We start from the raw sequence: 24,871 nt of genomic DNA, 5'->3' as shown, positions 1-24,871 counted from the left end.
CGTAGTGAGTTATGCTCCGCCAATCATTCCGGCGCAATGCAGAGGAGGTGAAGTCGAGGTGAAGTTGAGGTAAAGCGGCAACTACATGAAACTAAAAAGGATCCGCCTCCCTTCCTGAGTGGGAGCTATACTGCCACCACAAAGGAGTAAGCTCCTGTGGCTGTCTCGGTCTACAAGTTCGGCGACTTCCGACTCGATTGCGACCGCTTCGAGCTGTACCGGGCTGGGCGCAGTCTGAAGCTGGAACGTAAGCCAATGGAGCTGCTCGTCCTCTTGGCGACCAGAAACGGCAACCTCGTCACCCGAACCGAAATCGCCGAGCACCTATGGGGTCGCGAAGTCTTCGTCGACACTGAGCACGGCATCAACACCGCCATCCGCAAAATCCGCGAAGTCCTAAACGACGATCCCGTGCAATCACGCTTCGTTCAAACCGTCACCGGCAAGGGCTACCGGTTCATCGGATCCATCATCGAGGTCCCCGCCGAAGCCATTGCCTCGACCTCGCAACAAAGCGAATCCTCGGCAAACAGAAACCGAAGAGTAGGCGACATCAACCCATCGCCAACCAGCGCCGTCGCCATACAGGATCTTCCACCAGGCAATGAAGAGCCGCCTGAGGCACCAGTATCTTCCAGCAAAGACGAACCCGTCCCTTCGCGCAACTCGCGTCTCCTTCTCTGGCTCTTGGCATCAGCCGGTCTAACTCTTCTCGTCCTTGCCGTCACTCTCGGCGCACGCATCCTGCGAAACCGTCTTCACCCCACAGCACCCAAAATCACCTCACTGGCAGTCCTCCCCCTCGACAACCTCTCCGGCGACCCCGCCCAGAACTACTTCGCCGACGGCATGACCGACGAGCTCACCACCATGCTCGCCAAAAACTCCACCCTCCGCGTCGTCTCCCGAACCTCCGCCATGCAATACAAAGGAGCTCACCGTCCCCTCCCCGAGATAGCCCGCGAACTCGGCGTCGACGGCATCCTCGAAGGCTCCATCTCTCGCTCCGGCGACAAGGTCCACATGACCATCCAGCTCATCCAGGCCCCCACCGACACGCACCTCTGGGCCGAAAGTTACGACCGCAACGCGAACGACATCGTCACGCTCCCAGGCGAAGCTGCACAAACCATCGCAAAGCAGCTCGGCACCACCGTTCCCCAACGCGCCCCCGCTCGCTACATCAGCCCCGAAGCCCACGACGCATTTCTGCGAGGGCGGTACATCTGGTTCACAGGCGATAACGAAGAAGCCGGCAAGTACTTCAAGAAAGCGACCGAGCTGCAACCCGACTACGCCCTGGGCTGGTCTGGTCTTGCGATGTACTACGGTCAGGGCGTCCTCGACGGCGAGATCGACCCCAAATATTCAGCAGCGGGACTCGAGGCAGCACGTAAAGCGGTGGCTCTCGACGACTCGCTCCCCGAAGCCCACCTCGTGCTTGGAGCCATGCTTCTCATTGCCCCCTGGGACTGGACGCAGGGCGACCGCGAGCTCGGCCGCGCGATTGAGCTCGATCCCCGCTATGCCGAGGCATACCACTTCCGCTCCAAGATGTACATCCTCCTCAATCGCAACGAGGAAGCGATTCAACTACAGAAAAAGGCAATGGAACTGGATCCATTTGAACGGCCCTACGGCATGGTCCACGCATACGCTGAGGCACGACAGTACGACGCCGCAATAACCGAAAATCTCCAACGACTTGCAACCATGCCTCAGGATCTCACGCTGCATTGGTTCTTATGCGACACCTACCGCCGCAAAGGCGACCTGAAGCAGGCTGCGGAAGAATGGGAGAAGGCCACGCTCCTATCCGGCGACAAGGATACTGCAGCAATCATCCACCAGACATACCAGAAAGGCGGCTACTCCGCCCTCCTCCTTTGGCGGATAGACAACCTCAAGCAACAAGCCTTGAAGAAATACGTCTCGCCTGTCGATTTCGCGCTGCAATACGCGCAGCTTGGCCAAAAGGAAAAAACTCTCTCGTACCTCGAAGCAGCCCTTCGGGAGCCCCACCCGACGCTCCTCTGGATCCAGGACGACCCGGCCTACGACTTCCTGCACTCCGACGAACGCTATCGCGCCATCATCAAAGCAACCGGCCTCCCGCCAAAGTACTGACCTCACCTATCTCTTCACCAACGCAGCAAAGCCTCGGTCTTTCACCGAGGCCAACCACAAAACCCAATCCGCCGAATCTATTTCTTCTTCAGCCGCTTAACCACTCCAGCCAGCGAGTGTTCATTCATCGCCGCCACCGCGTCCCCCCGCACCTTCTTGATCCACGCGCTCACAGCCTTATCCTCAATGCTCAGCCAGTCGCCCGCCGACGCCTCAAATACATCGCCAAGCCCAATCTGCTTCGCCGGAATCTTCAGCTTCGCGCCACCATGCGGCCCCTTCTTCTGCTCAATCAACCCCGCCTTATGCAGCAGCAGGAAAGCCCTCCGCACCATCACGGCGCTCTCCTTCAGCTCCTCTGCAATTGCAGACGACGTATGCATTGCATCCGGCTCACTCGCCAGCACCGCCAAAATTCGCACGCTTAACTGAAACCGTCCGCTCTGTGCCATGCAAAAAAACTACCACACCCAGCCGAGGATTCGATGACTCATCCTCGCTCAACACAATTTCTCCACCACACCAACATGTAAACTTCTATAGTGAACATCCTTTTTGTCGGAGATGTCTTTGGCTCCGCCGGCCGCCACATCGTCCGTGAACACCTGCCCCACGTCCTCGAAACCAACGCCGTCGATCTCCTCGTCATCAACGGAGAAAACGCCGCCGGCGGCTTCGGCATCACCCCCTCCATCGCAGAAGAGCTCTTCGATCTCGGCGCCCACGTCATCACCACCGGCAACCACATCTGGGACAAGCGCGAGATCTTCGAGTACATGACCGTCCCCGCCGACTCCCACGTCCGCGGCCGCCGCGTCCTCCGCCCCGCCAACTACGCCGTCGGCACCCCCGGCTTCGGCGTCTACGAGGGCGAACTCCCCACCGGCCAGACCTACGCCGTCATGAACCTCCAGTGCCGCGTCTTCATGTCCTCCTGCGACGACCCCTTCCGCAAAGCCGACGAGCTCCTCAGCAAGATCACCGCCAAGGTCATCCTCCTCGACCTCCACGGCGAAGCCACCTCAGAAAAAGTAGCCATCGGCTGGTATCTCGACGGCCGCATCACCGCTCTCCTCGGCACCCACACCCACATCCCCACCGCCGATGAGCGCGTCCTCCCCAACGGCACAGCCTACCAGACCGACGTAGGCATGTCCGGCCCCTACGACTCCGTCATCGGCGTAGAAAAAGAGTTAGTCCTCGCCCGCTTCCTCACAGGAATGCCCGGCAAGTTCGAGCCCGCCAAGGGCAACCCCAAAATGTGCGCCGCCCTCATCAACTGCGACGGCGCCACTGGCCGCGCCCATCACATCCAGCGCATCATGCTAGGCGAATAGCAAGCCACCTCAAAAGAAAGAGCAGCCGCAGAGGCTGCTCTTTCTATCTTCAGTCCAAGAAACCTACTTCCTGCTGGCAGGCGGCACAATTCCATTCATCCGCAGATACTCCACCAGCTGTCCATAGTGGTCCGATGCGTGCGCCACCAATCCGCCCGCCATGCTCGCCCGCGTACTCGTCCCATCCACACTCTCAAACGCGTTCTGCGGAGTCAGCATCGCAAACGCCTTATGCGCAAACACGAAGGAAGCTTTCAGCGCCGCAACCGCCGCGTCCTTGTCCTTGATATTCGCCAGCGCCTTCACATCCACATCCGGCTTAGTCCCACCCACCTTGCTGCCATAGAAGTAATTCGCTGATGCAATATGCAGCACCATCTTGCGAAACGTGCTCACAGTCGCATATTCACTTCCCTGCCCCGGAACAAAGATCGCAGCGGTCGGTGCAAAGTCATACTTCTCAGCCGGCATCGCCTCGGCCAGCGGCACCATTTCGCCCTCAAAATCACTCAGGATCCCATCGAAGCTCTTCGACGGTGCAATCATCGTCCCAGGAGCGATTTTCGGCCCCTTCGCATCCTGCGCCTGCATCCCTGTCGCGCAACAACAAGCCAGCGCTAACGCCACAACCATCCTCTTCATCATCATCGTTCTCCAATTAGTTTTAGCTATGTCGCGACCGAAGCCACGGACCGCGATAAGCCTATCAGGTTCGCCGATCCCGAATGTCGCACCCATCCGACCGCAGTAGAAACAACCAGCGCGCACATGGGAAATGCCCGGTTCACGTATTATTTCCTGAAGCAATCCCAGGCCCTAAAGCAAAATGCAGGTCGGAGATGACACTCGCATGCTCAATTGGACGGGCTCACGCCTCAGGGCCCACTGCCTGACCATTCCCCTCGCCGTTCTCCTCTCGCTCATCGCAACCCACGCAACCGCGCAAGCCACGCCCTCTACCTTCGATCTTGATAAAGATCGCAACCCGATCACTTCAATCGATATCCTCTGGCGTTTTCACCCCGGCGACGACGCCCAATGGGCTAGCCCCTCCTTCGACGACTCCGCGTGGCCCCTCGTGCATGCAGATCGCTCCTGGACCAGCCAGGGCTTCCCCAACTACACCGAATACGGCTGGTACCGCTTCACCCTCCGTCTCCCGCCCCGCCCTGGCCTCCAAGGTCTTCTGCTCTCACGTATCTACTCGGGCTATCAGGTCTTCGCCGACGGCAGACTCATCGGCAGCAAAGGGTCCACCTCGCGTACCCTCGCCCCCGTCTTCGCCGTCGACCCGCATATCTTTCCACTTCCCCTTCCTCCCGGCGCAGACACCAACCCAACCTCTATCCACATTGCAATTCGCGTCTGGGAGTATCGCCCCATCGTCAGCTGGGGTGGCGCAGGCACCCTCTCCCCAGGAGCAGCAGCCGGAAATACTGCGCTCCTCACCCAACGCCTGCAGCTTCTCCTTGCGCGGCGCGGATTCATCTTTGCCAACGTCTATTCCTATTGTCTCCTCGCCTTTCTCGTCGGCCTCACCACCTTGGCGCTCTTCCTCTTCCGCAGGAAAGACCGCGAATATCTCTGGTTCGCAGTCGTGCTCCTCGTCGCAGCGGCCGATGCCGCGCTAAACATCTACGGCTACGACTCCATGCGATTTCTCATCTACCGCGCTCTCGACGAGATCGCAGTCGCAATCGGAGCCATCGCCGCCGTAACCTTCTTCTCCATTCTGCTTGAGCTGCGTGGCTCTCCCTCGTGGCGAATCGTCTGCTACGTCGCAACCATCAGCCCCCTCTCCCTCGTCCTCTATTACCTGCAAGCCACCTCCATCGGCGTCTCCTACAGCCTTCAGCTCGTCTGTCTTCTGCCTGCCTACCTGTGGATCATCATCCAGCTCTCCCTTCACACCCTGCGAGGCAATACCTCAGCACGTCTGCTCCTGGCTCCATCCGCGCTCCTTTATGGCTATGCCGTCGCAGCAAACCTTGCCTACATCTGGTATCAAGTCAGCGGCAATTCCTCTCTCTCAGACAAGCTCATCGGCCCGATCCTGCAGCGGCCGTACCCACTCGTTCTTGTGGATGTACTCCGCTACATCTTCGTACTCGCACTCCTTATCTTTCTCGTCCAACGATTCTCACTTGCCCGCCGTGAAGAAGAGCGCTTCTCCACCGAGTTCGCCGCCGCCCGCAGCGTGCAATCGCTACTCGTCCCCAAATCTCCGCCACCCATACCCGGCTACTCTCTCCAAAGCGTCTACATTCCCGCCAGCGAGGTCGGCGGAGACTTCTTCCAGGTGCATCCATCAGACGATGGCTCTCTATTGGTCATCATCGGAGACGTCAGCGGAAAAGGTCTGCGCGCAGCAATGACCGTCAGCACCATCGTGGGTGCCCTGCGCGGCTGCCGCTCTCAACAGCCGCCTATGCGTTCTCCCGCCAATATTCTGTCCTACCTCAACCGCGTCCTCCATGGCCAGATCAGCGGCTTCGTCACCTGTTGCGCAATCCTGCTGACACCCGATGGCAGCCTGACTGTCTCCAACGCCGGGCACATCTCCCCCTACCTCAACGGCTCCGAGTTCATCACCGAAAACGGCCTTCCCCTCGGACTCGCAGACGCCGTCCCCTATGTCGAATCCACCGGCCATCTCGCACCCAACACTCAACTCACACTCGTCACCGACGGCGTCGTCGAAGCCCGCAGCAACTCCGGCGAGCTCTTCGGCTTCGACCGCACAACCGCCATCTCAACTCAGTCAGCTCAATCCATCGCCAACGCCGCCCAATCCTTCGGCCAGGACGACGACATCACGGTACTCACCATCGCCCGCCTGTAATCATCCCAAGCAGAATCTACGAAGCAGGAAACGCCGGGTCAGCCTTGATCTCCTCAATCTGAAACGTATGCCGAGTGCTGTGTTGTCCCAACACCATCAGCCACTGATAGCAGTCCAGATCCCCTAACGAAATATGAGGAAAAAAGTGATCGCGCAGTTTCGCATCGGTCTGCGCAACAAACGCAACTGTAACCGCCCTGGTCTTTTGTAACTCAGAAACTAACTCATTCCGGTTCGGCCATCTCCCCGTCGGACGAACGACCTCCCGAGCAATCAACTTGCTACTCCGGCCATTCGCGATCCCAAGAACGAACGGCTCCTTCGCACCAACCTCCGCCTTCTTCTCAGGCTCGGCCGTCCCCTCCAGAGTCTTCGCAATCGCGGACCGGATGAATCCTTCAAACACAATCAAGTGCTCGATGTTATCTGCAATCGACCATCGCTCCGGTGCCTCGCGAAAACTCCACTGCGCGTCCGTCAATCCACCAACCAACTCCAACAGCCTCACTTCACTCGAAGCCAACTCCTCCATCACAACCTGCCGCTCGCGTTCTTCCATAACAGTTATTACAACCCAACGAGTCTGGCTCAAGCAAGACCGATGATCTCACCAGGCCAGTTGCACATCGTCTTCAAACACCAAACCCGTAGGCCCATCACTCTCCAGCTGTGCCAACCGAATCGCCACTAAAGCACCTTGCTCCGGCGTGCGCGTCCCGCGAAATCCATTGAAGTCCGTTGCAACATGCCCAGGCGCCGCTCCATTCACCTTAATCGGAGTCTCCGCCAGGCTTCGAGCGTAATGCACCGTAATTGCATTCAACGCCGTCTTCGAAGTGGAGTAAGTCATATTTGGCCGACCCACCCACGCGCCATCTTCTCCAATCGATCCACGCTTACTCGTTACATTCACAATACGGCCCGCGTTCGATCGCAGAAGTAAAGGAATAAACACATTCGTCACCGTCACCACGGCAAAGACATTCGTCTCATACACACCCCGAAGATTATCGGCGCTCTCCTCAATCGGACTGCGAAATCTCGATCCCGGCGCTGAGCTGATTCCCGCATTGTTCACCAACACATCCAGGCGGCCAACCTCCGTTTCAATCGTCTCTTTTGCAGCAAGAACGGAAGCAGGATCGGTAACGTCCAGCTGAACAAAGCGCACCGTTCCATCTCCCGCCAGCTCCGCTGCCGCTGCTCTTCCGCGCTCGACACCACGAGCACCGAGATAAACAACATATCCATCCCGTGCCAGGCCCTTCACAATGGCCTTACCAATTCCCTTGTTTGCTCCTGTCACAAATGCGATCTTTTTATCCGCCAAGGTTGTCATGTCAACCAAATTACATTCACCAGGCTGTCATGTCAACCAACATCCTGATAACCTTTCCCCACCAATGTCCGACAAACTCCTATCCCCTCGAGAACTCCGTGTCTGGCATGCCTTCAAACTGATGGGCGAAGATGTACTTACCCGTGTCGGCCGCGACATCTCGGACGCAACCGGTCTCTCAGGGTCCGAATTCGGTGTCCTCTCCCGTCTCGCCGCCATCGGAAAAGGAGAGATGCGCCAACAAGTCTTAGCCAACATGATGGGTTGGGACAAAAGCCGTCTCTCTCATCAACTCACGCGAATGAAGGCAAGAAAACTCATCGAGCGCCGCTCCACCGGCAACAACACCGTTCTCGTCGTGCTCACCAGACTCGGCCAGCAGAAGCTCGACGACGCCCGTCCAATCCACGCCGAATCGGTCCGGCGAAATCTTCTCTCCCGACTCACCTCAGAGCAGATCGACGCAATAGTCCGCGTCAGCAATATCCTCGGCGAGGACGAAGACGAATAGCACACATCACGTTAAATCCCTCCCGCACCAGCAGAGCGCATCGGAATCACCGAATCGACCTTGGTCATCCTGAACAACTCCTCCGCGCAGTAAAATAGATCCATGCGCCGAATCTACATGGACGCCAACGCCACAACGCCTCTTCTTCCCGAGGTCTTTGAGACCATGCGTCCCTTCTTCCTCGAGCACTACGGCAACGCCAGCTCCATCCATCAACAAGGCCAGTTCGCTCGCGCCGCCGTCGACCACGCCCGCGATCAGATCGCCCGCCTCCTACACTGCCGCACCTCCGAGGTCGTCTTCACCTCCGGCGGCACCGAGAGCGACAACCTCGCCCTCTTCGGCACACTGGAGCACGCCGCCTCACCCGCTCACTTCATCACCACAAGCATCGAGCACGACGCGATCCTCCGTGCCGCCGCGGCCCTAGCCAAAAAGAAGATAGAAGTAACCATTCTGCCCAGCACCCCCCAAGGTGTCATCGAGCCCACCGCTCTGCTGGCCGCCATCCGCCCCGAGACAAAGCTCGTCAGCGTCATGTTCGCCAACAACGAAACCGGCGTCATCCAGCCCATCGCCGCGCTGGCCGCCATCGCCCACGCCTCTGGCGCTCTCTTCCACACCGATGCCGTCCAGGTCGTGGGCCGGCTCCCGCTCGACCTAAGCCCCAAGGGCCCACTCAAGGACGTCGACCTCCTCACCCTCTCCGGCCACAAGATTTACGCCCCCAAGGGCATCGGCGCCCTCTTTGTCCGCCGCAACGTCCGCCTCGCCCCCATGCTCCACGGCGGCAGCCACGAACGCCAGCGCCGCGCCGGAACCGAAAATGTACCCGGCATAGTCGGTCTCGGCAAAGCCGCAGAACTAGCCCAGGCCTGGCTTACGCAAACGCCTCCCGAAGATCCCGGTGCCCCATATCTCGATTCTGAGATGTGGGCATCGGGCGAACGCCCGACCGCTCCCGCCCATCTCATCTCCGCCGACAGCCCCACCCACATCGCCGCCCTCCGCGACCGCCTCGAGCAAGGCATCCTCTCTCAGGTAGAAGAGTGCGGTGTCAACGGCGAAGGCGCCCCTCGCGTCTCCAACACCTCCAGCCTCTACTTCGACCACGTCGAAGCCGAAGCCCTCGTCATCGCCCTAGACCTCAAAGGCCTCTCGGTCAGCGGAGGTTCCGCCTGCCAGTCCGGCGCCACCGAACCCTCCCACGTCCTCACAGCGATGGGCCTCTCTGCCGCCCGTGCCCGCGCCAGCATCCGCTTCTCTCTCTCCCGCCTCACCACCACCGAAGAGATTGACGAAGCCCTCGCCCTCATCCCCGCAGCCATAGCCCGCCTCCGCGACCTGAGCCCCACCTGGAACAAGCCCACCCTGATCCCCGCCTAACCCACCAAAGCAAGCCGCCTCGCAAGAGGCAGCTTTGCACTGTCAAAAAAATAAATCCCAAAACTTGGCGCATTTTTCATCGCCGAAAAACACGCGGCGAAACACCTCGTTCCACCACGCATCTCACCGCAAATTCACCATCAAAACACCACACCAAAACAGCCGTTTTTCTCAACCCCCCCCAGCAAAAACGGGCCTCAGCCATTCTCACAGGTACCAGGGAATATTAACCACCACAATTCGCTGATTCCCCCTCACCAGCAGCAGCAACTTCAGCAACTGCACCCGCTGATTATGCAGCGCGTTCTCCCACCAATGCCGCACCACCAGCTCCGGCAGCAGCACCGCCACCTTGCGCCCGGGATTTTCCTCCTCGAGCTTCAAGATGTAGTCCATCAGCGGACTAATGATGAATCGATAGTTTGAAGGAATCGTCACCAACTGCGGCTCCTGCAGCCCCTCCCTCTTGATCGGCGTCATCACAAGCTCTTCCCAGATATCCTCCAGGCTGCACTCCTCATCATCGGAGTGAATATGCACCACCTTGATCTCCTTTGAAAGCAGCAGCCCAAATCGCATCGCCTTCTCCGTGATCCGGTCCCACCGAGCCATCGGAATCACTACAAGCGGCTCCTGCAGATTCACCAGGTTCAACGGCGCCAGATCCGCCATCTCGCGCTTCACCCGCGCGTAATGCCGCTTCACCACCCACATGATCCCGATCAACACTGGCACCAGCAGCGCCGTCACCCACGCGCCAGCGCGGAACTTTGCAACCAGCACAACGAGCGTAGTGATCCCCGTCGCCACGGCACCGATGCCGTTCACAAACATATGCCAGCCGCGGCCCGGGTGAGCCTCGCCCTTCTTCCAATGCACCACCATTCCAGCCTGCGAGAGCGTAAAAGCAAGAAACGCTCCAATCGCATACAGCGGAATCAAGCGGTCGGTCACGCCCCCAAACAAAATCAGGATTAACGCAGTAAATCCCGTCAGCGCGTAGATCCCATGCGAGTACAGAAGCCGCCGCCCACGCAGAATAAACACATGCGGCAGATAGTCATGCAGCGCAATCGCGCGTGTCAACCGTGGAAAGTCCGCAAACGCCGTGTTCGCGCTCAACGCCAGAGCCACCAACACGCTGCCCATCGTCAGAAAATAAAACCACCCGCGCCCGAAAACCGCAGTCACCAGCAAACTCAACAAACTTTGAAAATGCGCTGCATCCGGATCCATCGGCATCACCCGATAGGTCTTCGCTAGATAAGCAATCCCGAATAACAGAACCATCAATATCCCAATGATCACCGTCAGCGTCCGCTGCGCCCGCTGCACTCTCGGCTCGCCAAATGCCATCACGCCGTTCGACACCGCCTCCACCCCGGTCATCGCCGCGCATCCGCTTGCAAACGCCTTCAACAGCATCCACATTCCCAGCGTCCCAACGCTGGCCGGCAGAGCAGCAGGAATCGGAGCCATCGGCATCGGATGGCCGCCCGCGTGAATCGTCTTCCACATCCCAACCACGATCAACGCAAGCAGAGTACTGACGAAAAGAAACGTAGGCAGCATAAATGCCGTTCCTGTGTCCTTAACGCCTCGCATATTTACCAACGCGAGAATTACAAGGATGATGAGACAAATCAGCAGCGTATGGCTCTGCAGCCCCGCGAATCGCGTACCCTGCACCGACGACGTCAGCGCAGTAACGCCCGCCGAGATCCCTACCGCCGCCGTCAAAATGTAGTCGATCATCAACGCCGCAGCCGCCAGCAGCCCGGGCTTCTCCCCCAGGTTCTCCGAAGCGACCGTGTAGCTCCCACCACCACCCGGATACGCCGCAATCGTCTGCCGATAACTAAAGTACACAATCGCCAGCAGAATCAGGATCGCCCCGATAATCCGCCACCCATACTCCACACCGCCGATCCCCAACGGAATAAGCAGCGTCATCGCCGCCTCAGGCCCATACGCCGCGCTCGTCAGCCCATCCAGGCCGAAGATAGGAATTCCCGCAGCTACACCAATGTGCTCCGCCCTCTCCTCACTCGTAGCGAGAGGTCTGCCAATAATCGAATCTGTAAGTGACATACGATTTAGATCCTACCGCCTCCGTCAACCCAATCCCCCGAAAAAGTCATAAAGAAGACGTAAAGACCCTCACACGATATCGGCCCCACTAGCCATTCCGGGAATCCCAGCCACACCTATAATCGACTCAATACAGTTTCAGGAGAATCCATGTCCACCGCTGCTCTCTACGACATCCCCGTCCACAAAATCACCGGCGAAGGCACCTCGCTCGCCGACTATCGTGGAAAAGTCCTCCTCATCGTCAACGTCGCCTCTAAGTGCGGTCTCACCCCTCAATACGACGCCCTAGAAAAGATCTACGCCCGCTTCAAAGACTCCGGCTTCGTCGTCTGCGGCTTCCCTGCCAACGACTTCGGCGCCCAGGAACCCGGCTCCAACGAGGACATCCAGACTTTCTGCCGCTCTACCTTCGGCGTCGATTTCCCCATGTTCTCCAAGATCACGGTCACCGGCCCCGACACCCACCCCCTCTACCAGTCCCTCATCGCCGCCGAACCCAAGGCCACCAGCCCTGGTCGCGAAGCCTTCCGTGAAAACCTCAACGGCTTCCTCCAGCAGCACGGCACCACCACCAACCCCGAACCCGGCGTCCTCTGGAACTTCGAAAAGTTCCTCATCGACCGCAACGGCAGAGTCGCAGTTCGCTTCTCCCCCGAAGTCCTTCCCGATGACCCCGCCGTCGTAGCCGCGATCGAATCCGCCCTCAACTCCTAATCCCGGAACGAGGATGCATCCTGACCCAGAAACAGCCTGCGTCCTTTCCTTCCTCCTACCCGTATCTAACTAATATCTAAAATCTCCTTCGCTTCGAGAGGAAAAGCCCCCACTCATGATCAGCCGCATCACCGTCCTGCCTCTAGCTCTTCTCGCCCTCGGAACTCCTGGCCTGCTCCACGCCCAGCAGACCCCCATCCAGATCACCGCCGATCTCTCCGAAGCCCCCCGCAAGCTCTATCACGCCGAGATCGATATCCCCGTCCAACCCGGCCCCGTCTCTCTCACTACTCCCAAGTGGATCCCCGGTAACCACCGCCCCACCGGTCCCGTCGACGACATCACCGGCGTCGTCTTCACCGCCAACGGCAAAGTCCTCCCCTGGCGCCGCGACGATGAAGACCTCTACGAATTTCACGTAACCGTCCCTGCAGGCGTCACCACGCTCCACGCTCGTCTCGATTGCATCGTCACCGCCCGCGTCAGCGACAAGCTCGCCGTCCTCGAATGGGAAAAACTCCTCCTCTACCCCGCGAAGACTCCCGTCAAAGAAATCGCCATCCAGCCCTCCGTAAAAGTCCCCACTGGCTGGGGCATCGGCACCGCCCTCACCCCCACCGACGGCTACGATCCACAAAACCCCAAAGGCGGCCTCACCCACTACGCCCCCACCACCGTCGAGCAGCTCGAAGACTCTCCCGTCATCACCGGCCAGTACTTCCATGAGTTCGCCCTCGCTCCCGAGGTCACGCCAAAGCACTACATCGACGTAGTCTCCGACTCGCCCAACGACTCCAAACTCCGACCCGCCCTCCTCGCCGAACTCAACAACCTGGTCCGCGAGACCGGAGCCGCCTACGACTCCCGCCACTACAACGTCTACCACTTCCTTCTCACCCTCTCCGACGTAGCCGGTGGCGAAGGCCTCGAACACGGCCAGTCCTCCGACAACGGCGTCGGCGAAAAAGGCTTCTCTGACCCAATGCATCAACTCGCCGAATCCGACCTCCTCTCCCACGAGTTCACTCACTCCTGGAACGGCAAATACCGTCGCCCCTTCAACCTCTACCAGGACGACTTCGAGAAGATGCAGCAAGGCTCGCTCCTCTGGGTCTACGAAGGCATGACCCAATACCTCGGCAACGTCCTCGCCGCCCGCTCCGGCCTCAAATCGCAGGAGCAGTACCGCGAAATTCTCGCGCTCTCCGCCGCCAGCCTCGATTACAAGCCCGGTCGCGAGTGGCGTAGCACCGAAGACACCGCCATCGCTGCCAGCATCCTCCGCGGCGGCAACCCGGCTTGGGCCAACTGGAAGCGCGGCCAGGACTACTACCAGGAAGGCGAGCTCTTCTGGCTCGACGCCGACACCCTCATCCGCCAGAAGACCGACAACAAGAAGTCCCTCACCGACTTCCTTCACATCTTCCTCGGCAAAGGTGGCAACACCGGCCCCCTCATCGTCACTTACAACCGTGACGAGTTAGTCGCCGATCTCAACCAGGTCATGCCGTACGACTGGGCCACCTTCGTCCACGAGCGCATCGATAACCTCAATCCACACGCCGACCTCACCGGCATCGAACGCGGCGGCTACAAGCTCGTCTACACCGACAAGCCCTCGAAGTCCGAGCACACCATGGCCGAATCTGGCAGCCGTCGCGGCAGCGCCGTCAATGTCTGGTACTCCCTGGGCTTCCGCGTCAGCAGCGACGGCGCCATTGCCGACGTTCGCTGGAACGGTCCCGCCGACAAGGCCAAATTCTTCCCCGGCCAGAAGATCATCGCCGTCAACGGCAACGTCTTCTCCGGTGACGCGCTCAAGACCGCAATCAAACAGGCAAAGGGAACCTCTGAGCCCATCCACTTCATCCTGCAAAGCGACGCCTTCGTCACCACCGCCGACATCGACTATCACGACGGCGAACGCTACCCCACCCTCGTCCGCGTAGACGGCACCCCCGCCTACCTCGACGACATCACGAAACCCCTCGCCAAATCCGAACCCATTCCAGCCGAGAAAAAAGAGAACGACTTGAACTAACAAATCATCAACTCAACGAAAAAGCGCCGCTCAACGAGCGGCGCTTTTTGCTGCAATATGCCAAGAGAGCTACGAAACCTCCAACCCACCCGTAGCTCCATACACCTCGCCCGTCACATAGCTCGACTCCTGCGAAGCTAGCAGCACATATAACGGTGACATCTCCACCGGCTGCCCCGGCCGCTTCATCGGCGTCTCAGAACCAAAATCCGGAATCTTCTTTCCCGGCTGTCCTCCGCTGGTCTGCAACGGCGTCCACACCGGCCCCGGAGCCACACAATTTACGCGAATCCCATCCTCCGCCACCTGCCGCGCCAATGCTCTGGTGAATGCAAGAATCGCAGCCTTCGTAGGAGCGTAATCCAGCAGGCTCGGACTAGGATGCGTCGCCTGAATCGAGGCCGTCGTGATAATCGACCCGCCGGCCGGCATCAACGGCAACGCCGCCTTGCACATCCAAAACAGAGCGAACACATTCACCCGATACGTCTCTTCAAACATCTTCGTCGTCATGTCCGCGATCTTATCCACCGCATGCTGCCTACCCGCCACACAAGCCAGAATGTCCAGCCCACCCAGCTTTTTGTGCGCCTCCTTCACCAGCTTCACGCAGAACTTCTCATCTTTCAGATCGCCTGGCAGCGCAAATGCCTTCCTTCCTTCAGCCTCGATCAACGCGATCACCTCGCGCGCATCCGCCTCCTCGCTGGGCAGATAGTTGATCGCAACGTCCGCACCCTCCCTCGCAAACGCAATCGCCGCCGCACGGCCAATTCCCGAATCCCCGCCCGTCACAAGGGCCTTCCGATTCGGTAACCGTCCGCTTCCGCGATAGCTCGTCTCCCCATGATCGGCCTTGGGCGTCATCTTCTTATCAAGCCCCGGAACTGCTTGCGTCTGCTTCTTGAACTTCGGCCGTGGATACTGCTTCGTCGGATCCTGCAGCTTATAAAGATCGCTCATCGAATTCACCAAACTCCTTCTCCTGAACTCCAATCTTCGGTTGGATGCAATCTGGCGAACATGCGCGACTCCACATCGTCAACTCCAAAAAATGCGTCCGAACCCCCTCAAACTTCGATAAGCTCGTGAAGACCATCCCACTCGGAGACGCTCAATCCTTACATGCTGACTCTCACGCAAAACATAGTGATCCTCGTCGTCACAATGATCTGCTCCATGCTCTTCCTGGCGCTGCTTAACCGATACTGGCCACGCGAAAGCCGCACCATACATAACGACCTCATCGGCTGGCAGCTCGGCATCCTCGGGACCACCTATGCCGTCATTCTCGGCTTCATGCTATACACCGTATGGACCAACTTCGGCGAAGCAAACCTGAACGCCGACCTCGAAGCCAACTCGCTGCGCAACGTCTATCGTCTCGCAGAGGGCCTCCCGACTCCGCAGCGGATCCTGCTCGAGCAGCAGGCCCGCGCCTACGCCGACACAGTCATCAACCATGACTGGCCCGAGATGCACGGCAGTCAGCTCCCCGAAGAAAGTCATCTCCTCAACCGCGACATGTGGAAGACTCTCATGTCCGTCAAAGCCGCGTCCCCTTCAGAACTCCTTGCCGAGGACCACGCAATCACCGAGCTAAGCGCCCTCACCGAGCACCGCCGCACCCGCCTCCAACAAAGCGTCTACCGGCTCCCCACCATCTTCTGGGCCGTTCTCCTCGTCGGAGGACTCGTCACCATCCTCTCGGCCTCCCTCTTCGGCGCCGCTAACCGAACCCTCCACGCGGTGCAGGTCTTCTGTTTCACCATGCTCATCACGCTCGTCCTGCTCGCGATCGCCGACGTCAACCTGCCCTTCCGTGGCTGGGTCCACGTCAGCGACTTCGCCTTCCAACGCGCCCAGCAAAACATGAGTGACTAGCGATCAGACGCCACGAACCCGCGTCTATCGACGATAGTTCTGCGCATAGCTGTCGCGTGGCAGCCCCTCCGCATGCCCCTTCTTCAGCAGCGCAAACGCGTCATCGCGGTTCATCGTGCCCCCGACAGTCACCAGATAGGGAGCACGTCCGTTGGGCGTGAACACCTCCGGCCGCAGATCCGGATGCTTCGACGCAACGCTCGCAGCCTTCTCCTTAGCCTGCGCCTCCCGGTTATACGTAAACGCCACCACCCGCCACTGCCCAGCACTATTCGTCGCCGCCGTCCGCACCGCAGGCACAGAAGCCTCCGGCTTCGCCACAGCAGGAGCAGTAGCCACTGAGCCAGGCTCAGCCACCGGCGTCTCCAGCGCCGGAGCGGGCACCGCCTCACTCCCCTCCGTCGCAACTGCAGGCACAACAGCATTCGCCTGCACCGCACCGGACTTCGCACGACCATGCACAAAGAGCGCAACCACCGCCAGCAGCAGTATCGCCCCAACACCGATCGCCAGCCGCCGTCCTTCGATCCCGCGCGGCTCCTCCTCCACAGGAACCCGAACACGTTCCGTCGGGTAAGACGGAAGCTCCTCCACTACGGTCTGCGCCACTATCCCTGCACCGGTCTCTTTCGTTACCACTGGATTCTTTGCCACCGGACGAGCCCCTACCTGCACCGTATCCGGCCGTAACGCCGTATGAATCTGTTCCAACCCCCACTCTCCACTCATTCCCTTGGGGACGATCTCGTCGAACGGCGCCGCCAGCGGCATATACCGCTTCGCCTCTTCAAGCGTCTTGCTCTGCGTCAAAGCCTGCAGCAAAACCACCGAATAATCGCGCACGTCCCGGCTCTTCAGATCGCGACCCTCCTGCCCCTCGGGAGTCTCCCGGATGCAGTCGCTGCGCAGCTTGATCGATTCACCGACAGCAAGCACATTCGCCGGCTCAATATGTTCATGCACAAACCCATTCGAGTGCAGCGCCTCAAGCGCCGTCAACAAACTCGTCCCAATCTGTGTAGTCTCCTGCGTCGTCAACCGCCGCTCCGCCACAATCTCGCCCATGTTGGCGTCCACCGGCTCCATCACTGCATAAACCAGCGACGTCTCGTCCAGCGTCACCCGGCCAAACTGAATCAGCTTCACCAGGTTCGGATGATTCAGCACCTGAATCCCGCGCCACCGCACCAGGATCTCTTCATCATCAAAGTGCGATTCGATCAGCCGTATGACCGTCTGTCCACCCACACCATCCGACGTCGAAAAGAAGGCGCTCCTGCCCTCAGGCCGTATCAGCTTCGTAAGAGGGAATGCTCCATCAATCGTTCTTCCTTCATATTCTGTCCAGAGTTCCATGCTGTTCTACCATCCTAGGAATTTATTCAAGGAGAAGGCCGCAAAAGGGCGAGGGGTACAAGAAAGGTCGAAAAAGCAAGTCGCAAGTAGCCAGACTCCTCGCACAACCACGACCTATTATCCTTCATCGTAACGCCCCCTCTCAACGCAGACTAGCTTCCCGACGGAATTACCAGGTACTGCTCTAGCTTCCCGTCCGGCTCTTCAAAAATCGTCACCCGTACCTGCCTGTCCGGAAAGCTCACGCTGAATGACCGAAAAGTCATCCCGCCGCGCAACTCCTCATCCGTCTGCTTGAAGCTGGTCGGCACCCCCAGCGGCTTCAGGCTGTTTGAAAAATCCGTCACCGCCTCCTCCGTGAAATACGCATTACAAAACGCCGTCAACTGCGTTCGGTCCAGCTTTCCATTCTGCAGCCCGGTAAAGATATCCAGCGCGCGCTTCTCTGCCGCAGCCGTCCCAGCCGAAGCCCCATCACCACCAAGCACCAGCGGACCGATCCTCTTCGCCAACGCGCCAGCCGCGCTCGAAGCATCTTCATTCGTCAACACCGTCACCGACACCTTGTCATCGGGATACACAACATTCTGCGACACAAACCCCGACACCTCGCCGCTATGTGCGATCGTTCGATGTCCGTCCTTCACCGCTACAAACACACCGAGCCCATAGCTCGTTCCGCTACCATCCTTCAGCTTCACCTCGCGAAACATCTCGTCATACGAAGCGGGCGCCAGCAGCGTCCGATTCATCAAACTGATATCCCACAGCGCCAGATCGCTAGCCGGCATCGCCAGCTCACCCGCCGCAAACATCCAACCCGCGCCCTCCTGCGGCGCCGGACGCATCGGCCCCAACGCATGCTGGTAGTACCCAGTCGGATCGCTTGCCGGTAACCTGCTCGCATCCGAGTTCAACACTCCATTCATCTTCAACGGCTTGAAGATCCGCTCCTGCAACTGTTCAATCAACGGCTTGCCCGCAACGATCTCCGCAATCCGCCCTGCAATCACATAATTAGTATTCGAGTACTGCCACTTCGTCCCTGGCTCGAAGTCCAGCGGCTTCTTCGCCCACACATCCAGAATGTGCTGCGGGGTCGCCGGCTGCATCATCGAGGTCATCACATAATCCTCGGGCCAAAAATCCTGATACCCCGAAGTCATCGACAGTACCTGACGCACCGTCACCTCATTCGCTCGCGTCAGCTCCGGCAGATACTTCCCCACCGGATCATCCAGTTTCACCTTGCCATCCTGCACCAGCAGCAGAATCAACGCCGCCGTAAACTGTTTACTCACCGAGCCAATCGAATACTGCATTCCCGGCTCCGCCAGCATCACCGGCTCCAGCCGCGCCTTCCCATACGCCTTCACAAACGCGACCTTCCCACCCTGCACCACCGCGACCGAAGCGCTTGGCACCCCAGTTGACTTCATCACATCAGCCGCAGCGTCATCGATCTCCTTCACCGCGTCCGGCGCAAGCGTATTCTGCGCCAACACCGTTCCCACCGTTAGAAAAACCACCCCAAAGACAGCAGCAGAACACACTCGCAGATTGATCATGCACGAAAGAGTAGCAGCACTTCTGAAACTCGTCAGCCGCAAAGATTCTCCCCATCCAAACGCCCGATTTTCTCCCAAAGCCTCATATTTTGCTAACCTTGGCTTCATGCTCCTTCGCCGGCTTCCGCTCGCCCTCCTGCTCTCCTGCACCACGCTGTTCGCCCAATCCTTCACCCCCGTTCGCGAACAAAAAAACCTCTCTCCCGCCGCCATCGCCAAACTTCACACCCTCGAAACCCTCAACGCCCTTTCTGCAGAAGAATGGCGCTTCCACGTAGGCGACATTCCCCACGGTGAATCCACCACTCTCGACGACTCCTCCTGGACCGTCGTCCAACCCAAATCCAAAGCTCCCCACGAGGCCGTCTGGTATCGCCGCGAGATCGAGGTCCCCAAAACCCTCAACGGCTACGACATCACCGGCTCTCGCATCTCCTTCCAGTTCCGGTCGAACGCCAACGGTGCCGTCCCCGAGATCATCTACTTCAACGGCAGGCGCGTAGCCCTCGGCGAAGACCTCGAACCCATCGTCCTCTTTGACCCCGCCAAGCCCGGCGACAAGATCCTCGTTGCCGTCAAGCTCCTCCAGACCGTCGACGATAAGACCTTCTCCGGCGTCAGTCTCCGCATCGAACCCAACACCGCCAACGCCCGCCCATCGCCCGATGACATCCGCATCCAATGCATCGCCGCAGCGAACCTCCTCCCCGCGCTCGCAACCCCACGCAAAGACCTCATCCCCAAAGTTGAAGAAGCCGTCGCCGCCATCGACACCAACGCCCTCGCAGCCGCAGACCAGGCCGCCTTCGACAAATCTCTCCGCCATGCGCAGGAGATCCTCACCACCCTCCACCCCGTTCTCTCCGAAGCCAAAATCGACCTCGCCGGAAACTCCCACATCGACGCTGCCTGGCTCTGGCCCAAAAGCGAAACCATCGACGTCGTCAAGCGCACCTTCACCACCGCCCTTCAACTCATGAACGAGTACCCCGACTACACCTTTTCGCAATCCGCCGCACAATACACCGAGTGGATGGCCGAAAAATATCCCGACCTCAACGAACAAATTAAGCAGCGCGTCAAAGAGGGTCGTTGGGAGATCGTTGGCGGCATGTGGGTCGAACCCGACCTCAACCTGCCCGACGGCGAATCGCAAGTCCGGCAGCTCCTCCTCGGCCAGCGACTCTTCAAAAAGGAGTACGACGTCACCGCTCGCATCGGCTGGAACCCCGACTCCTTCGGCTACAACTGGCAGACACCCCAGATCTACAAGCGCTCCGGCCTCGACTATTTCGTCACGCAGAAGATGCACTGGAACGACACCAACCAACTCCCCTTCCGCCTCTTCTGGTGGGAATCGCCCGACGGCAGCAAGGTCCTCACCTACTTCCCCACCGATTACGTCCACGACAACGTAAACCCCACCCGCATCTCTGCCGACTTCGCTGAGTCCGCCGACCGAAACCCCGGCACCACTGAGATGCTCGATCTCTACGGCATCGGCGACCACGGCGGCGGCCCCACCCGCGCCATGCTCGACCAGGCTGACCACTGGATCGCGGCCGGCAAACAAGACGCAGTCCCCACCATGCGCTACCACACCGCACAAAACTACTTCACCAACGTAGAAAAAAACCTCAACTCCAACTCCCCCATCTGGGACTATGAATCGATCGCCAAGGGCTACACCGCCCCACCCGCCGCTAACGGAGCCCTCGGCATCCCCACCTGGAAAGACGAGCTCTATTTTGAATACCACCGCGGCGTCTACACCACGCAGGCTGCACACAAACGCAACATGCGCACCAGCGAAGTCGCTACGCTCGACGCCGAAAAACTAGCCTCCCTGGCGTGGCTAAACGGACAGCCTTACCCCAACCCCGAACTCACCGAAAACTGGAAAAAAATCACCTTCAACGGCTTCCACGACCTCGCCGCCGGCTCAGGCATCGCCATCATCTACAAAGACGCCCAGCGCGAGTTCACAGAAGTCTTCAACGCCGACAAACTCATCACCAACGCCTCTCTCAAAACCCTGGCAGACCAGGTCAACACATCGAATCAACCCGGCGAAGCCGTCCTCGTCACAAACACTCTCGCCTGGCCACGCAAAGAGACAATTCAAATCAATGTCCAAACGCCAGAGGTCGGTGAACTCGCTCTTACCGATGACGCCGGAAACAAGCTTTCGTACGAAGATCTGAACGAAGGATCAAATAGTCGAGAGCACACCGTGCTCGCCACGGTCGATGTCCCCGCACTCGGGTATACCGTTCTGCACGCAACCGCGTCATCAGCCAAGCAGCCGCGCGGCTACGAAACCGCACCCTCCGATCTGACTCTCACCAACGACAAGCTCACCCTGACCATCGATCCCAAGACCGGCTGCATCACTCAGATCAGCGATTCAGCGAAGACCCACAACTATCTGGCACCCAACTCCTGCGGCAACCAGCTTCAGGCCTTCGTCGACACTCCAAAACAGTACGACGCCTGGAACATCGACCCCGGCACCCTCGATAAAGCCCCCACCATCATCGACCACGTCGACTCAATTCACGTCATCCGGTACAGCCCCCTCCGCAAGACCATCCGCATCTCTCGCCACTGGCAAAACTCCACGTTCACCCAAAACATCTCCCTCGACGCCGGATCGGACCACGTCGATATCTCCAACGACGTCGAGTGGCACGAATCCCACGTCCTCCTTAAAGCCGCATTCCCACTAGCCGCCACATCCGGGAAAGCCACCTACGAAATCCCCTACGGCTCCATCGAGCGCCCCACCACTCGCAACAACTCCTGGGAGAAAGCTCAGTTCGAAGTCCCGGCCATGCGCTGGGCCGACCTAGGCGACGCCAACCAGGGTCTTTCCATCCTCAACGACTCAAAATACGGCTACGACGCGGTCGGCAACACCCTCCGCATCACCCTCCTCCGCTCTCCAACCTGGCCTGACGCCGACGCCGACCGCGGTCACCAGCACTTCGTCTACTCCATCTACCCCCACACCGGCTCCTGGAAACAAGCCCAGACCGTCCGTCGCGGCTACGAGCTCAACGACCCCCTCAAAGCCACGCAAGTCTTCGCCCACACCGGCACTTTCCCCGCCGAGCACTCCTGGGCCGCCGTCGAAAATCCCAACGTAACCCTAACCGCCATCAAAAAAGCTGAAGACTCCGACGCTCTCGTCTTCCGCATGTATGAGTGGGCCGGCACCGCATCGCAAATCAAACTCCACATCCCCCCCGGCGCCACCTACGCCGTCGAATCCAACATGATGGAGAAGCCCGAAGGCGAACACCTCTCGCTCGCCGGAGACGTAATTACCGTCCCCATCAAGCCCTACGAGATCCTCACCCTGCAAGCCGTCTATCCCCACCAACCCACCACGGCAAACAGCAAATAGCCTCCTTCGTTCTCGCACCCTGCGCCGCGGTGAGTTTCCCCCCAACTGGAAACCAACCGCGGCTTTCTTTTTACAAAAAACCTACATAAAACAATAGCCTCGCATCTATCCCAGCCAGCTAGACTTCTGCCATACTTGAAATCATCACTAAAAAATGAAGGCTTCCTCATGATGCACCGGGCTCTGCTCTGTATCTGCACCATAGCCGTTCTCATAAGCTTCAGCCGCGCTCAATCTTCACGCGAAAAGCAGGATCGCAGGCTCAACCCACAGGTCCCCCTCCAGGCCGAACTGCTCGCGTCCGTAGATGCTAACAAGCTCTCACTGGGAGCTTCGGTCTTCGCGAAGGCCCGGGTCGACTGGAATGATTCCTCCTGCCATCTCCGCACCGGTTCCGCCGTCAGCGGTCACATCGTCGCCATCGAGAAGCGGACAAAGCAAAGTAAAGGATCAAGCCTCGCCATCGCCTTCGACCACGCAGACTGTGACGGCCGCATCGCGCCCATTCAGTTCACTCTCTTTGCCATCATCGCCGCCCCGGAAGTTGATGAGGGAGCCCCACTCAGAGACTCCGCCACAAATCTCGGTGCTTCAAGCACGCAACCTCACATGTCCCTGGGCAGCGGTGGATCCTCAGCGCACGCCGCCACTCCCATAGCCAGCAAAGATGACATGAGCCTCAACGGAAAGTCCTCCGAGGACAATACCCCCAAAGTCATCCAGGCCGGACAGGTCATCGGCCTCAAGAAATTTACACTAAGCGTAGGCACCGGCCCCGACGGCGCCTCCGTCCTCACCTCCCTCAAAGACAACATCCGCCTCGAAGGCGCCACCCAACTCGTGCTCATGCCTCGAGGCTCGGTCGCCCCTACGGCGAAGCCATCCGTCGCGGAAAACTCCACGCCTCCCGACCTCACCGCAGCAGTCACACCCCCTCCACCACCCGAACCCAAACCCGCTCCCCTCCCGCCACCACCCCCACCCGAGATCGACGAGACCAGCATCTGCACAGCCCCCTGCACCCTCGTCCCCGACTCCACCGATCTCGCAGCAGTCCACGCCTCTCGTACCCTTTCCACCGCCGCCTTCGGTTTCGTTCCCCACGACACCCGCGAGTACTCCGCCTTCGACTACGAATCCACCCTCACCTACCTCGACGCCCAGAACCTTCTCTTCACCTACGACCCTCATAAGCTCCGCCAGCGCTTCCCCGCCGGCATCCGCACCGAATCCATGCGCACCGTTCGAGCCGTACTCCTCGACCCCGCCACGCTCAAGATAAAAAAGATGGTCGACTGGCAGATTCAAGGAGAAGCTCAGTTCATCTGGCACGCCGCGCCCGGCCAGATCCTCGTTCACCTCGGCCATCATTTGCGCCTTCTCGACGCCAACCTCAACGTCCTGCGCGAGGCCCCCGTCCCCGGCCAACTTGTCTTCGTCTCCGCATCTCCCTCAGGCAGCTACATCGCCGTTGGAACCCTGCATGAGCGCCATACCCCCACCATGCACCAGCAGCTCGCCGACGATCTCCACATCGATCCCGAAGAAGACATCGACGTTCAGCTCTTCGACCAAAACTTCGCCCTCCTGCTCACCACCCGTCAAAGCTCCTCGCTGCCCCCGCCCGTTCTCTCCGACGCCGGAGAGATTCGCGTCAACTCCATCGGTCACGACCGCTGGCGCATCCGCGAGCTCCGCTGGGACCACACCGAGCACACCATCGCCAACATCAACTCCGTCTGCCATCCCAACATCTCCACCCCTCTGCCGGACTCCGTCTTCCTCGTCGGCTGCACCCAGTCGCCTCTTCAAAACTGGTATCGCCTCATTCGTCTCGACGGCCATCCCATGCTCAACGGTCACGGCTCCTCCGAAGAGATCGAGCAATCCTCCAGCAGCAGCAACGAGGACGACTTAGCCGTCCGTATTGTCCGCTGCCACACCTCCAAAGCACGCGGCGCCTACTTTCACAAGCAGGACCTGAAGGAACAAGAGGTCAGCGTTTACCGCGCCAACGACGGCAAGCGTCTCTTCTTCTCCACCAATCCCGCCGTCTCTCTTGCCGAGCAGTCCTTCGCCTTAGCCCCCGATGGCGCACAACTCGCCATTCTCACCAGCGACAGCATCTCGCTCTACCCAATCGCCAACACTTCCCCGAAGATCGGAAAAGTCTCACAGGCAACTCACCCCACCGCCTCAAATTGAAATCGTTTCAACGGACTGACACAAAGTCACACCGATCGCAATCTCTCTTCCGAGCCAC

18 protein-coding genes are annotated in these 24,871 nt (G+C 59.3%); 10 read left to right on the top strand and 8 right to left on the bottom strand.

The window, feature by feature from the left end:
- The first annotated feature begins 156 nt into the window (after positions 1-156).
- Complete coding sequence (locus HDF14_RS11000) at positions 157-2,127, top strand: winged helix-turn-helix domain-containing tetratricopeptide repeat protein (RefSeq protein WP_183976410.1); 1,971 nt, start codon at positions 157-159, stop codon at positions 2,125-2,127.
- 77 nt (positions 2,128-2,204) lie between these two features.
- Here HDF14_RS11000 and HDF14_RS10995 read toward each other — a convergent pair whose 3' ends face one another.
- Positions 2,205-2,579 carry an RrF2 family transcriptional regulator gene (locus HDF14_RS10995; protein ID WP_183976408.1) on the bottom strand — a complete coding sequence of 125 codons (375 nt, stop codon included), beginning with the start codon at positions 2,577-2,579 and terminating at the stop codon, positions 2,205-2,207.
- A 90-nt stretch (positions 2,580-2,669) separates the two neighbouring features.
- On the opposite strand from HDF14_RS10995, the gene HDF14_RS10990 reads away from it, so the two are divergent.
- Complete coding sequence (locus HDF14_RS10990) at positions 2,670-3,464, top strand: TIGR00282 family metallophosphoesterase (protein WP_183976406.1); 795 nt, start codon at positions 2,670-2,672, stop codon at positions 3,462-3,464.
- Between the two features lie 63 nt (positions 3,465-3,527).
- Here the strand turns inward: HDF14_RS10990 and HDF14_RS10985 are convergent, their stop codons facing one another.
- Positions 3,528-4,112 (bottom strand): DinB family protein, encoded by a 585-nt coding sequence (locus HDF14_RS10985; protein WP_260698177.1) that lies wholly within the window; start codon positions 4,110-4,112, stop codon positions 3,528-3,530.
- A 202-nt stretch (positions 4,113-4,314) separates the two neighbouring features.
- Here HDF14_RS10985 and HDF14_RS10980 point away from each other — a divergent pair, with 202 nt between their 5' ends.
- The gene (locus tag HDF14_RS10980; RefSeq protein WP_183976404.1) at positions 4,315-6,306 is read left to right on the top strand and encodes a PP2C family protein-serine/threonine phosphatase; all 1,992 of its coding nucleotides are present in this window, start codon (positions 4,315-4,317) and stop codon (positions 6,304-6,306) included.
- A 16-nt stretch (positions 6,307-6,322) separates the two neighbouring features.
- On the opposite strand, the gene HDF14_RS10975 is transcribed toward HDF14_RS10980, so the two are convergent.
- Positions 6,323-6,865, bottom strand: coding sequence for a DinB family protein (locus tag HDF14_RS10975; protein ID WP_183976402.1), 543 nt, complete (start codon positions 6,863-6,865; stop codon positions 6,323-6,325).
- A gap of 48 nt (positions 6,866-6,913) precedes the next feature.
- Positions 6,914-7,645 (bottom strand): SDR family oxidoreductase, encoded by a 732-nt coding sequence (locus tag HDF14_RS10970; RefSeq protein WP_183976400.1) that lies wholly within the window; start codon positions 7,643-7,645, stop codon positions 6,914-6,916.
- Positions 7,646-7,709: 64 nt separating this feature from the next.
- Between HDF14_RS10970 and HDF14_RS10965 the strand changes: the two genes are divergently transcribed.
- Both HDF14_RS10965 and HDF14_RS10960 read left to right on the top strand, forming a co-directional pair.
- Positions 7,710-8,156 carry a MarR family winged helix-turn-helix transcriptional regulator gene (locus HDF14_RS10965; RefSeq protein WP_183976398.1) on the top strand — a complete coding sequence of 149 codons (447 nt, stop codon included), beginning with the start codon at positions 7,710-7,712 and terminating at the stop codon, positions 8,154-8,156.
- 102 nt (positions 8,157-8,258) lie between these two features.
- The gene (locus HDF14_RS10960; RefSeq protein WP_183976396.1) at positions 8,259-9,542 is read left to right on the top strand and encodes a cysteine desulfurase family protein; all 1,284 of its coding nucleotides are present in this window, start codon (positions 8,259-8,261) and stop codon (positions 9,540-9,542) included.
- A gap of 207 nt (positions 9,543-9,749) precedes the next feature.
- On the opposite strand, the gene HDF14_RS10955 is transcribed toward HDF14_RS10960, so the two are convergent.
- Entirely contained in the window at positions 9,750-11,633 is a 1,884-nt protein-coding gene (locus HDF14_RS10955; RefSeq protein ID WP_183976393.1) for an APC family permease, read from the bottom strand.
- A gap of 150 nt (positions 11,634-11,783) precedes the next feature.
- Between HDF14_RS10955 and HDF14_RS10950 the strand changes: the two genes are divergently transcribed.
- On the top strand, positions 11,784-12,350 hold the full coding sequence (locus HDF14_RS10950) for a glutathione peroxidase (RefSeq protein ID WP_183976391.1): 567 nt from the start codon (positions 11,784-11,786) through the stop codon (positions 12,348-12,350).
- 115 nt (positions 12,351-12,465) lie between these two features.
- Positions 12,466-14,391: a M61 family metallopeptidase gene (locus tag HDF14_RS10945; protein ID WP_183976389.1), complete on the top strand. Its 1,926-nt coding sequence runs from the start codon at positions 12,466-12,468 to the stop codon at positions 14,389-14,391.
- Positions 14,392-14,460: 69 nt separating this feature from the next.
- Here the strand turns inward: HDF14_RS10945 and HDF14_RS10940 are convergent, their stop codons facing one another.
- Positions 14,461-15,354, bottom strand: coding sequence for an SDR family oxidoreductase (locus HDF14_RS10940; RefSeq protein WP_221304631.1), 894 nt, complete (start codon positions 15,352-15,354; stop codon positions 14,461-14,463).
- Positions 15,355-15,516: 162 nt separating this feature from the next.
- Between HDF14_RS10940 and HDF14_RS10935 the strand changes: the two genes are divergently transcribed.
- Positions 15,517-16,275: a DUF4239 domain-containing protein gene (locus HDF14_RS10935; protein WP_183976385.1), complete on the top strand. Its 759-nt coding sequence runs from the start codon at positions 15,517-15,519 to the stop codon at positions 16,273-16,275.
- A gap of 24 nt (positions 16,276-16,299) precedes the next feature.
- On the opposite strand, the gene HDF14_RS10930 is transcribed toward HDF14_RS10935, so the two are convergent.
- Both HDF14_RS10930 and HDF14_RS10925 read right to left on the bottom strand, forming a co-directional pair.
- Positions 16,300-17,631 carry a protein kinase domain-containing protein gene (locus HDF14_RS10930; protein WP_183976383.1) on the bottom strand — a complete coding sequence of 444 codons (1,332 nt, stop codon included), beginning with the start codon at positions 17,629-17,631 and terminating at the stop codon, positions 16,300-16,302.
- 152 nt (positions 17,632-17,783) lie between these two features.
- Positions 17,784-19,199: a serine hydrolase domain-containing protein gene (locus tag HDF14_RS10925; protein WP_183976381.1), complete on the bottom strand. Its 1,416-nt coding sequence runs from the start codon at positions 19,197-19,199 to the stop codon at positions 17,784-17,786.
- On the opposite strand from HDF14_RS10925, the gene HDF14_RS10920 reads away from it, so the two are divergent.
- Together HDF14_RS10920 and HDF14_RS10915 are read left to right on the top strand one after the other, a co-directional pair.
- Entirely contained in the window at positions 19,198-22,608 is a 3,411-nt protein-coding gene (locus HDF14_RS10920; protein WP_260698176.1) for an alpha-mannosidase, read from the top strand. The two genes, HDF14_RS10925 and HDF14_RS10920, sit on opposite strands and share 2 nt — an antisense overlap.
- A 168-nt stretch (positions 22,609-22,776) precedes the next feature.
- The gene (locus HDF14_RS10915) at positions 22,777-24,813 is read left to right on the top strand and encodes a hypothetical protein (RefSeq protein ID WP_183976379.1); all 2,037 of its coding nucleotides are present in this window, start codon (positions 22,777-22,779) and stop codon (positions 24,811-24,813) included.
- The last annotated feature ends 58 nt before the right edge of the window (positions 24,814-24,871 follow it).

It is taken from the genome of Tunturiibacter gelidiferens (assembly GCF_014201335.1).
Taxonomy (GTDB): Bacteria; Acidobacteriota; Terriglobia; order Terriglobales; family Acidobacteriaceae; genus Edaphobacter; species Edaphobacter lichenicola_E.
Note: the sequence above shows the minus strand (reverse complement) of the source record. Positions and strands in the feature narration are given on the sequence as shown.

Bases quoted from the DNA above. Each gene is read 5' to 3' on its own strand.
- HDF14_RS10940 (WP_221304631.1), bottom strand. From the start codon at position 15,354: ATGAGCGATCTTTATAAGCTGCAGGATCCGACGAAGCAGTATCCACGG.
- HDF14_RS10915 (WP_183976379.1), top strand. From the start codon at position 22,777: ATGATGCACCGGGCTCTGCTCTGTATCTGCACCATAGCCGTTCTCATA.
- HDF14_RS10935 (WP_183976385.1), top strand. From the start codon at position 15,517: ATGCTGACTCTCACGCAAAACATAGTGATCCTCGTCGTCACAATGATC.
- HDF14_RS10980 (WP_183976404.1), top strand. From the start codon at position 4,315: ATGCTCAATTGGACGGGCTCACGCCTCAGGGCCCACTGCCTGACCATT.
- HDF14_RS10925 (WP_183976381.1), bottom strand. From the start codon at position 19,199: ATGATCAATCTGCGAGTGTGTTCTGCTGCTGTCTTTGGGGTGGTTTTT.
- HDF14_RS10975 (WP_183976402.1), bottom strand. From the start codon at position 6,865: ATGGAAGAACGCGAGCGGCAGGTTGTGATGGAGGAGTTGGCTTCGAGT.
- HDF14_RS10995 (WP_183976408.1), bottom strand. From the start codon at position 2,579: ATGGCACAGAGCGGACGGTTTCAGTTAAGCGTGCGAATTTTGGCGGTG.
- HDF14_RS10960 (WP_183976396.1), top strand. From the start codon at position 8,259: ATGCGCCGAATCTACATGGACGCCAACGCCACAACGCCTCTTCTTCCC.
- HDF14_RS10970 (WP_183976400.1), bottom strand. From the start codon at position 7,645: ATGACAACCTTGGCGGATAAAAAGATCGCATTTGTGACAGGAGCAAAC.
- HDF14_RS10955 (WP_183976393.1), bottom strand. From the start codon at position 11,633: ATGTCACTTACAGATTCGATTATTGGCAGACCTCTCGCTACGAGTGAG.
- HDF14_RS10945 (WP_183976389.1), top strand. From the start codon at position 12,466: ATGATCAGCCGCATCACCGTCCTGCCTCTAGCTCTTCTCGCCCTCGGA.
- HDF14_RS10950 (WP_183976391.1), top strand. From the start codon at position 11,784: ATGTCCACCGCTGCTCTCTACGACATCCCCGTCCACAAAATCACCGGC.
- HDF14_RS10985 (WP_260698177.1), bottom strand. From the start codon at position 4,112: ATGATGATGAAGAGGATGGTTGTGGCGTTAGCGCTGGCTTGTTGTTGC.
- HDF14_RS10920 (WP_260698176.1), top strand. From the start codon at position 19,198: ATGCACGAAAGAGTAGCAGCACTTCTGAAACTCGTCAGCCGCAAAGAT.
- HDF14_RS10965 (WP_183976398.1), top strand. From the start codon at position 7,710: ATGTCCGACAAACTCCTATCCCCTCGAGAACTCCGTGTCTGGCATGCC.
- HDF14_RS10930 (WP_183976383.1), bottom strand. From the start codon at position 17,631: ATGGAACTCTGGACAGAATATGAAGGAAGAACGATTGATGGAGCATTC.